Origin of the sequence: Pseudomonas sp. PONIH3 (assembly GCF_002934345.1) — a bacterium.
Lineage (GTDB): Bacteria > Pseudomonadota > Gammaproteobacteria > Pseudomonadales > Pseudomonadaceae > Aquipseudomonas > Aquipseudomonas soli.
In genome coordinates this window covers 3,024,258-3,036,452 of record NZ_CP026386.1, presented here as the reverse complement: position 1 = coordinate 3,036,452, position 12,195 = coordinate 3,024,258, and the positions used below count along the sequence as shown (strand labels likewise).

The window sequence follows — 12,195 nt, the reverse complement described above, 5'->3', positions numbered from 1 at the left end:
TACGTTCTAGCGACGCAGGCTGTCGAGCAGCTTGTGCGTCGGATAACCATCCGCCGGCCAGCCCTGCGCCTGCTGCGCATTGCGAATGGCCTTGCGGGTATTGGCACCGATGATCCCGTCGGGATTGCCTGCCTCATGGCCACTGGCGTTGAGCAAGGTCTGCAGCTCGATACGTTCGCTGCGGCTTAGCGGCAGGTCTTCTTTCGGCCAGCTGCCGGCAATGAACCCCCAACCGTAGAAGCGATCCCCCAGCAGGCTCACCGCCAGCGCGTAGGAGGACGAGTTGTTGTACTTGAGGATCGCGCGGAAGTTGTCCAGCACCAGGAACGCCGGCCCACGGGCACCAGCGGGAAGCAGCAGGGCAGCGGACAGCTGGTTGCTGCCAGCGGGCAATGCGGTGCCGGCGGGCAGTTTCACGCCCAGCTGCAACCATTCGCTGACGCTCTTGCGCTGGCTGCCATCGGCCAGCCACCAGTCGAAACCGGCAGGTACCTGTACCTCGAAGCCCCAAGGTTGGCCACGCTTCCAGCCGGAGGCCTGCAGGTAGTGCGCGGTGGATGCCAGGGCGTCAGCGGTGCTGTTCCAGATGTCACGGCGACCATCACCGTCGAAATCCACCGCGTGAGTGAGGTAGGTGGTCGGGATGAACTGGGTCTGGCCCATGGCGCCGGCCCAGGAACCGCGCATCGCGTCAGGCTGGATGTCGCCGTTTTGCAGGATCTGCAGGGCGGCGATCAGCTGGTCCTGGGCGAACTGTGGGCGGCGGCCTTCATAGGCCAGGGTGGCCAGCGAACGGATCACCGACTTGCTGCCCTGAAACTGGCCGAAGTTGCTCTCCATGCCCCACACCGAAACCAGCACCTGGCGGTCGACGCCGTAGCGTTGCTCGATGCGGGTCAACAGCTCGGCATTCTGTTCGAGCAGTTTCTTGCCGTTGCGTACGCGCAGCGGCGACAGGGCACCGTCCAGGTATTCCCAGACCGGGCGGCTGAACTCCGGTTGGCTGCGGTCGGCCTTGATCACGTCCATGTCCGGAGTGACGCCGAGGAAGGCGCGGTCGAACAGGCTGACGCTGATCCCGGCTTGCAGGGCTTGCTCGCGGAAACCGGCCTGCCATTGGGCGAAGGTCTGCAGGGGCTGGATTTCGCTGCTGCTATCGGGCGTGGCGCCGGGTAGCGTAACGACGGGTGCAGGCTGGGCGGGTGCCAGCGGCAGGGCATCGGCGGCGGTGGGTTTCTCGGCGCAGGCGACGAGCAGGATGAAGCTTGTGGCCGCGATCAGCTGGCGGGGTTGCCAGCGGAGAGTGAGACGAGAGGGCATGCACAGATCCAGAATTGCAGGTCAGGTGCCGACCATACCATGCCTGCGCATTTCATGCCTTTTCAGGCGGCCATAAAGCAGGAAGCCTCCCAATCTCTCGATTGGAAGGCTTCGCGGCGGTAGCTGCCTTTGCCTTTTCCTGCCTGTTCCTGGCGGCAGCGGAACAGTGGTTGGGCGATGATCGACTTGGCCTTGTTGGGGCCGTGCTTCTTCGGCTTCTTGCTCATGGTGGATCCCCGATCTGTGTGGATTGCGGGCGCACTCTAGGCCTGTAGCGCTATGTGAGCCAATTGATTGTGTTTATGGCGTCAGGGCTCATCGCGGGCGTGACCCACGATGAGCCTTACTCGGCGGGCAGCGCCAGGCGCTGCCCGGCCATGAGCAGCGACAAGCGCGCCAGACTGGTCCATGGCGAGCCCTCGGCCTGGCCCTTGATCTGTGCATCGATACGCTGGGCATCCTGCAGGAGCATGGCCCAGCGCTGCGCAGAGAGGCGCTGCAAGGCTTTGCTCACCAGCGGACGGCGCTTGTCCCACACCGGCGGTCGGGCCTGGCTGAACGCCTTGTCCAGTGGCACGCCCTGGCTGAACTGCTGCGCGAGGCCGGCCAGCAGGCGCAGTTCGCGGGCAAGGGCCCAGAGAATGACCGGCGGCTCGACACCTTCGCCGCGTAGCCCCTCGAGCATGCGCAGGGCATGGGCCGCTTCGCCATTTAGAATGGCATCGACCAACCCGAACACATCGAAGCGGGCGCTGTCGGCAACAGCGGCCTGGACGGTCTCGACGGTGATCTGGTTGCCCTCGGCGAGCAACTTGAGCTTCTCGATCTCCTGGGCGGCGGCCAGCAGGTTGCCCTCGACCCGAGCGGCGATCAGGTCGATGGCGTCACGCTGGGCCGACAGCCCGGCCTGGGACAGGCGCTGGTTGATCCACTGCGGCAATTGCTGGGCGTCCACTGGCCAGATCTGGATGAACTGGCAGTGCGCGCCTTCGATCAAGGCCTTGCCCCACTTGGTTTTCTGCGCGCTGCCATCGAGCTTGGGCAGGCTGATCAGCAGTAGCGTGTCCTCGGCCGGGTTGGCGCAGTATTCCATCAGCGCGGCAGCGCCTTTGTCGCCGGGCTTGCCCGAGGGCAGGCGCAGCTCCAGCAGCCGGCGCTGGGCGAACAACGACAGGCTTGCCCCGGCCAGCAGCAGATTGCCCCAGTCGAAGTTGGCATCGGCGCTGAACACCTGGCGTTCGTCGTAGCCCTGCTGGCGCGCGGCGCTGCGGATGGCGTCGGCGGCCTCCTGGCACAGCAGCGGGTCGTCACCGCTGACGATGTAGACGGGCGCCAGTTGGCCTTGCAGGTGCTTGTTGAGTTGAGCGGGGGAGAGCTTCATGGCGAAGGGCGGGGCACCTCAGGTGCCCCGTTCAGGCTCAGGGAGCCGGGACTTCCAGCGGCGACTGCTGGGGCGTCTCGTCCTGGATACGCTGTGCCTCCTGGAGGGCGCGGGCTTCAGCCTTGGCGCGTTCGTCGGCCTTGTGCTGAAGGTCTTGCAGGCGCACCGGAGTCAGTTGCTGAAGGCGGACCATCATGCCTTGGACCAGGTCACGGCGCATTTCCTGACGGACCTGGACGGCTTCCTGGCCCGAGCCGTTGATGTTGTTGCCATCGTAGACGTAGTACTTCTGTACCTGCAGCTTGTCTTCCAGCAGTACCGTGTCGTTCTGGCCCTCGACTGTGTAATTCAGCACAGTGGTCAGCTCGTACTCGGCTGAGCGGCTGCCACCTGTATAGGTCGCGGCGCGCTGGCTCTCCTGCTCATTGGTGAGCACGAGCTTGTAGGGGGCGCCGTTGTACACTTTGACACCACTGTTCTGCAGCGTACGGCGCAGTTGGGTAATGGTCTCGCCATAGGCGTTGCGGGCGCTGAGGTCCAGCTCCTTGATGGTCAGTTCGGTAGTGCCGGTGCCGCGCAGCTGGAAACCGCAGGCGCTGAGCAGCACAGCCAGGCCCATTACCAGCAGATTGCGTTTGATCATGTGTGTTGCTCCCTCGTGGACCGATTACGCCCGCCGGCAGGATATGCAGGCGGGCGTTGCCATCAGTTGGCGACGATGTTGACCAGTTTGCCCGGAACGACGATGACCTTGCGGATGGTCAGGCCGTCGGTGAAGCGCAGGACATTCTCGTTGTTGCGAGCGGCGGCTTCGACTTCCTCGCGACTGGCAGCGGCCGGCATCTCTACCTGGCCACGCAGCTTGCCGTTGACCTGAACCACCAGCGTCACGGTGTCCTGCACCAGTGCGTTCTCGTCGACCGTCGGCCAGGCCGCGTCGATCGCCGCCTGGTCGTGGCCCAGTGCTTTCCACAGCTCATGGGAGATGTGCGGGGTGATCGGTGCCAGCAGCAGGGTCACGGCCTCGAGGCCCTCCTGCAGCAGGGCGCGGTCCTGGGCGGTGGCCTGTGGCGCCTTCTCCAGCACGTTCATCACGGTCATCACCTGGGCGATGGCGGTGTTGAACTTGTGGTACTGGCCCACGTCGGTGCTGGCCTGCTTGATCGCAGCATGGATGGCGCGACGGATGACCTTCTGCTCGTCGCTCAGGGCGGCGATGTCCAGCGTGCCCGGCAGGCCCTGGGCCACGTGGGCCTGGGCCAGGCGCCAAACGCGGCGCAGGAAACGGCTGGCGCCTTCGACGCCGGAGTCGGACCACTCCAGGCTCATGTCGGGTGGCGAGGCAAACATCATGAACAGGCGGCAGGTATCGGCGCCGTACTGCTCGATCATCGACTGTGGGTCGACGCCGTTGTTCTTCGACTTGGACATCTTTTCGGTGCCGCCGATTTCCACCGGCAGGCCGTCGGTCTTCAAGCGAGCGCCGATAATCTTGGCCTTGGCATCACGCTCGATCTCGACGTCGGCCGGGTTGAACCAGTCCTTGCCGCCGTTGCTGGCTACGCGGTAATAGGTTTCGGCGACGACCATGCCCTGGGTCAGCAGGTTCTTGAACGGCTCGTTGGAGGTGACCAGGCCTTCGTCGCGCATCAGCTTGTGGAAGAAGCGCGCATACAGCAGGTGCAGGATGGCGTGCTCGATGCCGCCGATGTATTGGTCAACCGGCAGCCAGTGGTTGGCGGCTTTCGGATCGACCAGGCCCTTGTCGTAGTTCGGCGAAGCGTAGCGGGCGAAGTACCAGGACGACTCGACGAAGGTGTCCATGGTGTCGGTTTCGCGCTTGGCCGCGGTGCCGCATTTCGGGCAGGTGCACTCGTAGAACTCGGGCATGCGTGCCAGGGGCGAACCGGCACCGTCCGGAACCACGTTTTCCGGCAGGGTGACCGGCAGCTGGTCTTCCGGCACCGGCACGTCGCCGCAGGATGGGCAGTGGATGATCGGGATCGGGCAGCCCCAGTAGCGCTGACGGCTGATGCCCCAGTCGCGCAGGCGGAACTGGGTGCGCGACTTGCCGAGGTCCTTGCGGATCAGCGCGGCCTCGATGGCGTCGAAGGCACCCTGGAAATCCAGGCCGTCGAATTCGCCGGAGTTGATCAGCTGGCCATGCTCGCCGTAGGCGGCCAGCCACTCGCTGCCGACTTCGTCGCCGACGCTGGTGCGTACCACCGCCTTGACCGGCAGGTTGTACTTGTGGGCGAATTCGAAGTCGCGCTCGTCGTGCGCCGGCACGGCCATGACCGCGCCATCGCCGTAGTGCATCAGCACGTAGTTGGCGACCCATACCGGCAGCTTCTCGCCGGTCAGCGGGTGCTCGACGAACAGGGAAGTGGCCATGCCCTTCTTCTCCTGCGTGGCCATGTCGGCCTCGGCGACGCTGCCGCTCTTGCACTCGTCGATGAACGCCTGCAGCGCCGGATTGCCCTGGGCGGCCTGGGTGGCCAGCGGGTGTTCGGCGGCGACGGCCACGTAGGTCGCGCCCATCAGGGTGTCCGGACGGGTGGTGAAGACTTTCAGGGTGCCCTCATGACCGATGCTCGCCTGGTCATAGGGGAACTGCACTTCCATGCCGCGGGACTTGCCGATCCAGTTGCGCTGCATGGTCTTGACCTGCTCGGGCCAGCCCGGCAGCTCGTCGAGGCTTTCCAGCAGCTCGTCGGCATAGTCGGTGATGCGGAAGTAGTACATCGGGATTTCGCGCTTTTCGATCAGCGCGCCCGAGCGCCAGCCGCGGCCGTCGATGACTTGTTCATTGGCCAGTACGGTCTGGTCCGCCGGGTCCCAGTTCACGGTGCCGTTCTTGCGGTAGATGATGCCTTTTTCGAACAGGCGGGTGAACAGCCACTGCTCCCAACGGTAGTAGTCCGGTTTGCAGGTGGTGACTTCACGCGACCAGTCGATGGCCAGACCCAGGCTCTTGAGCTGGGTCTTCATGTAGTCGATGTTCTCGTAGGTCCACTTGGCCGGGGCGACGTTGTTTTTCATCGCGGCGTTTTCCGCCGGCATGCCGAAGGCGTCCCAGCCCATCGGTTGCAGGACGTTCTTGCCCAGCATGCGCTGGTAGCGGGCGATCACGTCACCGATGGTGTAGTTGCGCACGTGGCCCATGTGTAGCTTGCCGCTCGGGTACGGGAACATCGATAGGCAATAGTAGGTGTCTTTGCCTGGCTGTTCGGTGACAGCGAACGATTGTTGCTCGTCCCAGGCATTCTGGGCGGCGGCTTCTACATCACGGGGCGTGTATTGTTCGTGCATGGCTACTTTGTATTGAGAGATAAGAGACATGTTCCAGGCAGCTCGGGCTTGCTGCGTCCGGCACTCCGGGATCTGCAAGAGTGAACGCCGTAGCATACATGAGCGCCGCGCATCGTGGGAAACCCTGATTGCATCGCCCGCCGCGCGGGCCGTTGGTCGCGGCGCCCGGCCGCTTTTACGAGTGACGCTAAGCTCATTTGTGGGGGGAGATATTCTTACCTTCAATGAGGTGAACGGATGGGAGAGTCGCAACTAACCGCAAGCAAACCGGAGCTATACGAACGCCTGATCGACCGGCTGGGCCTGGCACTGGAAGTGGCCAGGACCTCGGTGCGATTGCGCGACGAGATGCCTGCCGAACTGGAGTTGCGTGGCCTGAGCCATGCCGAGTTCGAAGTCATCAAGGCCTACCTGGAATCCCTCCCGGACGGCCGCTTTGCCAGTGCCGTTGCCTACCCGCAACCGGAGCCGTCCTCGGCCAGGATCGTCTGGCTCAAGGACCGCAGGCGCCCCGGCGCCCCAGCCAGCTCCAGGACATTGCCGTCCCGATAGCCGTTCAGGGTTGCAGGCGCGGCGACGCGCCGGTTTTCGCAATGCACGCATCGATCGGCGCCGGTTGCCCTTGAGGCCCGGCGCCGATCCTCTTAGGCTGCACGCCTTCCATGGAGGTGTGTGATGCCGCTGCGCTTTTTCATCAAACAATGGTTGATGCCGCCCGGCGTCCTGTTCCTGTTGCTGCTTGCCGCTTGGTGGTGGCGCCGTCGCTGTCCACGCCTGGCCGCGGCCTGTTTCACCCTGGGGTTGGGTGGCTTGTGGCTGATGAGCTTGCCACTGACGGTCGAGCAAGTTGCCCGAACCCTTGAAACAGAGCCTGCGTTGGCGCTCGAGGGGTGGGCAGGCCTGGCCTCCAGGGCCGACGCCATCGTGGTCCTGGGTGCCGGGCGGGAGCGCGGCGATCCGGCTTGGGGTGGTCTTGATCAGCCAACCTACGTCGCCCTCGAGCGCATGCGCTACGCCGCGCAACTGGCCAAGGCCTCAGGGCTGCCGGTGCTGACCAGCGGTGGCTTGCACTATGGCACGCCGCCCAGTGAGGCCCAGCTGATGGCTGACCGCCTGGAGGCGGATTTTGCGGTAAAGGTTTCCTGGAAGGAGGAAGCCAGCCGCACCACCTGGGAAAACGCCGAGTTCAGCGCCAAGGTGTTGCAGCCGCTGGGTATCAAGCGGGTGGTGGTGGTGACACAGGCCTGGCACATGCAGCGCTCGCGCTGGAGTTTCGAGCGGGCCGGGTTCGAAGTGGTACCGGCACCGGTGGGGTTCCTGGGGAGGGATCATGCGCGGCCGTTCGCGGGATTGCTGCCGGAAACCCGGGCAATGTGGCAGAGCGGGCAGTTGCTCAACGAGGCGGCGGGCTTGGTGGGGTATCGCCTGTTCTACTAAGGACTGGGGCTGCGTAGCAGCCCCAGGGGTGCCTCAGACGGTTCGCGCGATGCGTCCGGCCAGCAAGGCCCAGCCCAGTAGCAGCACGCAGACGATCGCCAGCGGCCACGAGCGCCATTGCAGGTACGGCGTCAGTTGCTGCATCGGTACCACCTCGCCATACAGGACTGCCCGCTGGAACTGCGGGACCTGCGCGGTGATCCTGCCGAACGGGTCGATCAGCGCGGTCACACCGTTGTTGGTGGCGCGGATCATCCAGCGGCCGGCCTCCAGCGCGCGCATCTGGGCCATCTGCAGGTGCTGCAGCGGGCCGATCGAGGTGCCGAACCAAGTGTCGTTGCTGATGGTCAGCAGCAGGTCGCTGCGTGCGGCCAGGCTCGCAGCGAACTCGGGATAGACCACTTCGTAGCAGATGTACGGGGCGACCTGGTACCCCTTGGCCTGCAGCAGTGGCTGGTCCGCGGGGCCACGGGCGAAATCCGACATCGGCAAGTTGAAGAACTCGATCAGGCCGCGCAGCATGTCCTGCAAGGGCACATACTCACCGAAGGGCACCAGCTTCTGCTTGAGGTAGGTGCCGTCGCCTTCGCCGGCCACAGTGATGCCGTTGAAGTAGCGGCGTTGGTGGTGAACCATCTGCCGCACCGGCACCCCGGTGATCAACGCCGAATGCCGTTCGGCGGCGAAGGTGCCCATCATGTCGATGTAGCCCTGGGCCTGGTCCTTGAGTACCGGCACGGCGGTTTCCGGCCAGATCAGCAGATCGACGGGCTTCGAGCTGAAGCTCATGTCACGATACAGCGCCAGTTGCGCATTCACGTGTGCCGGGTCCCACTTCAGATCCTGTTCGACGTTGCCTTGCAGGGCAGCGACCTTCAGTGGATCGCCCGCCGGTTGCGTCCAGGCATGATCCTTCAGAGCCAGGCCAATAATCCAAGGCGCCACCAACAGTGCTACACCAACGGCCAAGAACGAGCGGCGCTCGCGAAGGCGATGGATGTTGCACAGCAGGGCCGCGGTCAACGCCAGAGCGAACGAGATCAGCCACACACCGCCCAGCGGCGCCAGGCCCGCGAGGGGGCCGTCGAGCTGGCTGTAACCTGCGTAGAGCCACGGGAAACCGGTGAGGAACCAGCCTCGGAAAGCTTCTTGCAGCAACCACAGGGCGGCAAAGCACAAGGCGTCGGCCAGTGGCGCCTCGTCACGCCGCAACCAGCGTGCCCAAAGCCAGGCGGGCAGGGCGAAGAAGAAGGCCAGGCAGGCGAAAAACGCCAGCAGCAGCAGGATTGCCAGCAGCGGCGAGGCGCCGCCATAGGTGTTCATGCTGACGTAGATCCACCAGGTGCCGGCACCGTAGAGGCCGAAGCCGAAGCACCAGCCCCGGCCCAGCGCCTGGCGCGGGCTCAGTTCGCGCAGCCCTGCATAGAACAGCGCGAGGGACAGCAGGGCCAGCGGCCAGATGTCGAAGGGGGCCAGGGCCAGCAGGGTGGAAGCGCCGGCCGCCATGGCCAGCAGGTTACCGGGCCAGCCGGGGCGGGTGATCCAGCGCATGTTCGTCCTTAACGGTTGATCGGTGTCAGGCGCAGCAAGTGTATCCGGCGGCTGTCGGCATTGAGAATGCGGAAGCGGTAGCCGCCGATCTCGGTGGTTTCGTTACGTTTGGGCAAATGGCCGAACGCACTCATCACCAGGCCGCCGACCGTATCGAACTCGTCATCGGAGAACTCGCTGTCGAAGAACTCGTTGAAGTTCTCGATCGGGGTCAGGGCCTTGACCAGGAAGTCGCCGCTGGGCAGCGGCTTGATGTAGCTGTCTTCCTCGACGTCATGCTCGTCCTCGATATCGCCGACGATCTGCTCGAGCACGTCTTCGATGGTCACCAGCCCCGCCACGCCGCCGTACTCGTCGATGACGATGGCCATGTGATTGTGGTTGGCGCGGAACTCGCGCAGCAGCACGTTCAGGCGCTTGGACTCGGGCACGAAGGTGGCCGGGCGCAGCAGATCCTTGATGTTGAAGCTGTCGCCATTCTCCTTGAGGATCAGCGGCAGCAGGTCCTTGGCGAGCAGGATGCCGAGCACATCGTCGTGGCTCTCGCCAATCACCGGGTAGCGCGAGTGCGCGGCATCGATCACTGCCGGCAGGAACTCGCGGGGCGACTGGTTGGCCTTGATGCTGATCATCTGCGAACGCGGCACCATGATGTCGCGCACCTGCAGGTCTGCGACCTGGATGGCGCCTTCGACGATGGTCAGCGCTTCACTGTCGAGCAGCTTGTTCTGATGGGCTTCGCGCAGCAGCTCGAGGAGCTCCTGGCGGTTTTTCGGCTCATGGGCAAAAGCCTGGGTCAGCTTACCCAACCAGGACTTTTGCCCGTTGCTCGATCGGTCTTCGCTCATGGCGGTTACTCGTGATCCTTGCAGTATCAGTGTGTGATTGTTTCGGTTTCGTCGTCGGCGTAAGGGTCCGGATGACCCAGTTCCGCCAGCAATTGCCGTTCCAACGCTTCCATTTCCTCGGCCTCATCGTCTTCGATGTGGTCGTAGCCGAGCAGGTGCAGGCAGCCGTGGATGACCAGGTGCGCCCAGTGCGCCTCCAGGGATTTGCCCTGTTCGGCGGCCTCGCGCTCGACCACTGGCACGCAGATCACCAGGTCACCCAACAGCGGGATATCGAGCAACTCGTCCGGGACGTCGGCGGGGAATGACAGCACGTTGGTGGCGTAGTCCTTGTGCCGGTAGGTGTGGTTCAGCTCGCGGCCTTCGGCGGCGTCGACCAGGCGAATGGTCATTTCCGAGTCGGCGCTGCGCTGGCGCAGGGCAAGTTCGCACCATCGGCGGAAGGCGGCGTCATCCGGGGCAGCGGCGTCCGTGGCCCGTTGCAGGTCGAGTTCAAGCATCTTTGCCGGGTGCCTCGGGCTTGGACTGACGGGCTTCGAAGCGGTCGTAGGCTTCGACGATACGCTGCACCAACGGGTGGCGTACCACGTCCTTTGGCTGGAAATGGGTGAAGCTGATGCCTGGCACGTCCTTGAGCACCTCGATCACATGGGCCAGGCCCGACTTGGTGCCGCGGGGCAGGTCGACCTGGGTGATGTCACCGGTGATCACCGCGGTCGAGCCAAAGCCGATGCGGGTGAGGAACATCTTCATCTGTTCGAGCGTGGTGTTCTGACTCTCGTCGAGGATGATGAAGCTGTTGTTCAGGGTGCGGCCGCGCATGTAGGCCAGCGGAGCGATCTCGATCACCTGGCGCTCGATCAGTTTGGCCACGTGCTCGAAGCCAAGCATCTCGTAAAGTGCGTCGTAGAGCGGGCGTAGGTACGGGTCGATCTTTTGGGCCAGGTCGCCGGGCAGGAAACCGAGCTTTTCGCCGGCCTCGACCGCCGGGCGCACCAGCAAGATGCGGCGCACCTGCTCGCGCTCCAGCGCATCGACCGCGCAGGCTACGGCCAGGTAGGTCTTGCCGGTACCGGCCGGGCCGATGCCGAAGTTGATGTCGTTGGCCAGGATTTCCTTGACGTAGCGCTGCTGGTTGACGCCGCGTGGGCGAATGTTGCCCTTGCGCGTGCGCAGCGAGACGCTGACCTCGTTGACAGCCGGATTCTCGAGGCTCTCAACCGCCGATTCTTGAAGATAAAGGTGGACCGTTTCCGGCGACAGGTCGGTTGCCTTGGTCTCGCGATAGAGGCGGCGCAGCAGCTGTTCGGCGGCAGAAGTGGTCTTGGGTTCTCCAATCAGTTCGAACTGATTGCCGCGGTTGCGGATCTCGATGGCCAGGCGTTGTTCGATCAGGCGCAGGTGCTCGTCGAACTGGCCGCACAGGTTGGCGAAACGGTGGGCCTCGAAGGGTTCGAGGATGAAGCGATGGGGTTGTATGGGTGCGTTCAAGGTCGTTTTTAGCCGCTCGACGGCAATGAATGTGAACTCAAGAATAACCCTAGAGTGGCAGTGGCGAAAGCACTGAAACGATCAAGGGTCGGTGCGAAGCGTCCTCGAGCATGGCGGGGCAAGCTGACGAATTGATGATAGGGGCCAGCTACAGGCAGGGCAATGGTTCAGGGAAGGGGAGAGAAAGGGGTGCGCCCTTCGGCATTCTGCAGTTCCAGCAGGTATTTGCGGAAGATCTGGCCGAGTACCTGGGTAGCGTGCTCGAGTTCGTCGCGGGGCATTTGCTCGGTGACTTCGTCAGCCATGTCCAGCGCGTCCTCGGCACCGTTGACCGCGGCGATCTTGAGCAGGATGTAGGCTTGGACGTTGTTCGCCTTGACCCCTTCACCGTGGAAGAACATCGATCCGAGGCGGTATTGTGCCTGCGCCTGGCCTTGCAGCGAGGCTTTCTCGAACCATTTGAGCGCGTTGTCGAGTTGACGCGGTGTGCCGCTGTAGTAGAACTCGCCCAGCTCGTACTGCGCTTCGGCATCCCCTGACTGCGCGATTTGCTCACAGGCCTTGAGGGCATTTTGCAGGTCTTCGGGCGCGGTATCGAGGGCGCAGCGGCCCGTCGCCGGAATCAGCAACGAATTACCGCCCTCTGCCAGTGCCAGCAGGGGCTGAAGAAGCAACAGGCAGCCCAGGGTCAGGGCGCGGCCGGTGCGGTTCATGGGGATCGACTTACCTCTGCAAAGCTGCGGCCAATGTCTCTGGTGGCACATTATGGGATAAGCAGCGCCTACCTTACAAAGATTTACGCGAATTTCTACAGCACAATGGGACGCGTCGGGTTGTGATGGGTGTCACAGGCTT

At 63.9% G+C, this 12,195-nt stretch carries 12 protein-coding genes; 2 read left to right on the top strand and 10 right to left on the bottom strand.

The window, feature by feature from the left end:
* Positions 1 to 6: 6 nt before the first annotated feature.
* The 5 genes from C3F42_RS14040 to leuS form a co-directional block, all read right to left on the bottom strand.
* Complete coding sequence (locus tag C3F42_RS14040) at positions 7 to 1,320, bottom strand: lytic murein transglycosylase (RefSeq protein WP_023630276.1); 1,314 nt, start codon at positions 1,318 to 1,320, stop codon at positions 7 to 9.
* Between the two features lie 62 nt (positions 1,321 to 1,382).
* Positions 1,383 to 1,547 (bottom strand): alternative ribosome rescue factor ArfA, encoded by a 165-nt coding sequence (arfA, locus tag C3F42_RS14035; RefSeq protein ID WP_023630277.1) that lies wholly within the window; start codon positions 1,545 to 1,547, stop codon positions 1,383 to 1,385.
* A gap of 116 nt (positions 1,548 to 1,663) precedes the next feature.
* A complete protein-coding gene (gene holA / locus C3F42_RS14030) occupies positions 1,664 to 2,701 on the bottom strand; it encodes a DNA polymerase III subunit delta (protein WP_094012286.1) in 1,038 nt (345 codons plus the stop codon).
* Positions 2,702 to 2,738: 37 nt separating this feature from the next.
* Positions 2,739 to 3,344: an LPS assembly lipoprotein LptE gene (lptE, locus tag C3F42_RS14025; protein ID WP_094012285.1), complete on the bottom strand. Its 606-nt coding sequence runs from the start codon at positions 3,342 to 3,344 to the stop codon at positions 2,739 to 2,741.
* A 62-nt stretch (positions 3,345 to 3,406) separates the two neighbouring features.
* Positions 3,407 to 6,013, bottom strand: coding sequence for a leucine--tRNA ligase (leuS, locus tag C3F42_RS14020; RefSeq protein WP_094012284.1), 2,607 nt, complete (start codon positions 6,011 to 6,013; stop codon positions 3,407 to 3,409).
* A 237-nt stretch (positions 6,014 to 6,250) separates the two neighbouring features.
* Here leuS and C3F42_RS14015 point away from each other — a divergent pair, with 237 nt between their 5' ends.
* On the top strand, positions 6,251 to 6,565 hold the full coding sequence (locus C3F42_RS14015) for a hypothetical protein (RefSeq protein WP_104444556.1): 315 nt from the start codon (positions 6,251 to 6,253) through the stop codon (positions 6,563 to 6,565).
* Positions 6,566 to 6,688: 123 nt separating this feature from the next.
* On the top strand, positions 6,689 to 7,450 hold the full coding sequence (locus tag C3F42_RS14010; protein WP_104444555.1) for a YdcF family protein: 762 nt from the start codon (positions 6,689 to 6,691) through the stop codon (positions 7,448 to 7,450).
* 33 nt (positions 7,451 to 7,483) lie between these two features.
* Here C3F42_RS14010 and lnt read toward each other — a convergent pair whose 3' ends face one another.
* The 5 genes from lnt to C3F42_RS13985 form a co-directional block, all read right to left on the bottom strand.
* Complete coding sequence (lnt, locus tag C3F42_RS14005) at positions 7,484 to 9,001, bottom strand: apolipoprotein N-acyltransferase (protein WP_104444554.1); 1,518 nt, start codon at positions 8,999 to 9,001, stop codon at positions 7,484 to 7,486.
* Between the two features lie 8 nt (positions 9,002 to 9,009).
* Positions 9,010 to 9,849 carry an HlyC/CorC family transporter gene (locus C3F42_RS14000; protein ID WP_023630352.1) on the bottom strand — a complete coding sequence of 280 codons (840 nt, stop codon included), beginning with the start codon at positions 9,847 to 9,849 and terminating at the stop codon, positions 9,010 to 9,012.
* 26 nt (positions 9,850 to 9,875) lie between these two features.
* Positions 9,876 to 10,349: an rRNA maturation RNase YbeY gene (ybeY, locus tag C3F42_RS13995; RefSeq protein WP_023630353.1), complete on the bottom strand. Its 474-nt coding sequence runs from the start codon at positions 10,347 to 10,349 to the stop codon at positions 9,876 to 9,878.
* Positions 10,342 to 11,340, bottom strand: a complete 999-nt coding sequence (locus tag C3F42_RS13990; RefSeq protein ID WP_023630354.1) for a PhoH family protein — start codon at positions 11,338 to 11,340, stop codon at positions 10,342 to 10,344. Before C3F42_RS13990 ends, ybeY begins: the two co-directional genes overlap by 8 nt.
* Before the next feature lie 167 nt (positions 11,341 to 11,507).
* Entirely contained in the window at positions 11,508 to 12,053 is a 546-nt protein-coding gene (locus tag C3F42_RS13985) for a tetratricopeptide repeat protein (protein WP_031314991.1), read from the bottom strand.
* Positions 12,054 to 12,195: the final 142 nt, after the last annotated feature.

Coding starts and splice junctions, on each gene's coding strand:
- lnt (WP_104444554.1), bottom strand. CDS start 9,001: ATGCGCTGGATCACCCGCCCCGGCTGGCCCGGTAACCTGCTGGCCATG.
- C3F42_RS14015 (WP_104444556.1), top strand. CDS start 6,251: ATGGGAGAGTCGCAACTAACCGCAAGCAAACCGGAGCTATACGAACGC.
- ybeY (WP_023630353.1), bottom strand. CDS start 10,349: ATGCTTGAACTCGACCTGCAACGGGCCACGGACGCCGCTGCCCCGGAT.
- lptE (WP_094012285.1), bottom strand. CDS start 3,344: ATGATCAAACGCAATCTGCTGGTAATGGGCCTGGCTGTGCTGCTCAGC.
- C3F42_RS14000 (WP_023630352.1), bottom strand. CDS start 9,849: ATGAGCGAAGACCGATCGAGCAACGGGCAAAAGTCCTGGTTGGGTAAG.
- C3F42_RS14010 (WP_104444555.1), top strand. CDS start 6,689: ATGCCGCTGCGCTTTTTCATCAAACAATGGTTGATGCCGCCCGGCGTC.
- leuS (WP_094012284.1), bottom strand. CDS start 6,013: ATGCACGAACAATACACGCCCCGTGATGTAGAAGCCGCCGCCCAGAAT.
- holA (WP_094012286.1), bottom strand. CDS start 2,701: ATGAAGCTCTCCCCCGCTCAACTCAACAAGCACCTGCAAGGCCAACTG.
- arfA (WP_023630277.1), bottom strand. CDS start 1,547: ATGAGCAAGAAGCCGAAGAAGCACGGCCCCAACAAGGCCAAGTCGATC.
- C3F42_RS14040 (WP_023630276.1), bottom strand. CDS start 1,320: ATGCCCTCTCGTCTCACTCTCCGCTGGCAACCCCGCCAGCTGATCGCG.
- C3F42_RS13985 (WP_031314991.1), bottom strand. CDS start 12,053: ATGAACCGCACCGGCCGCGCCCTGACCCTGGGCTGCCTGTTGCTTCTT.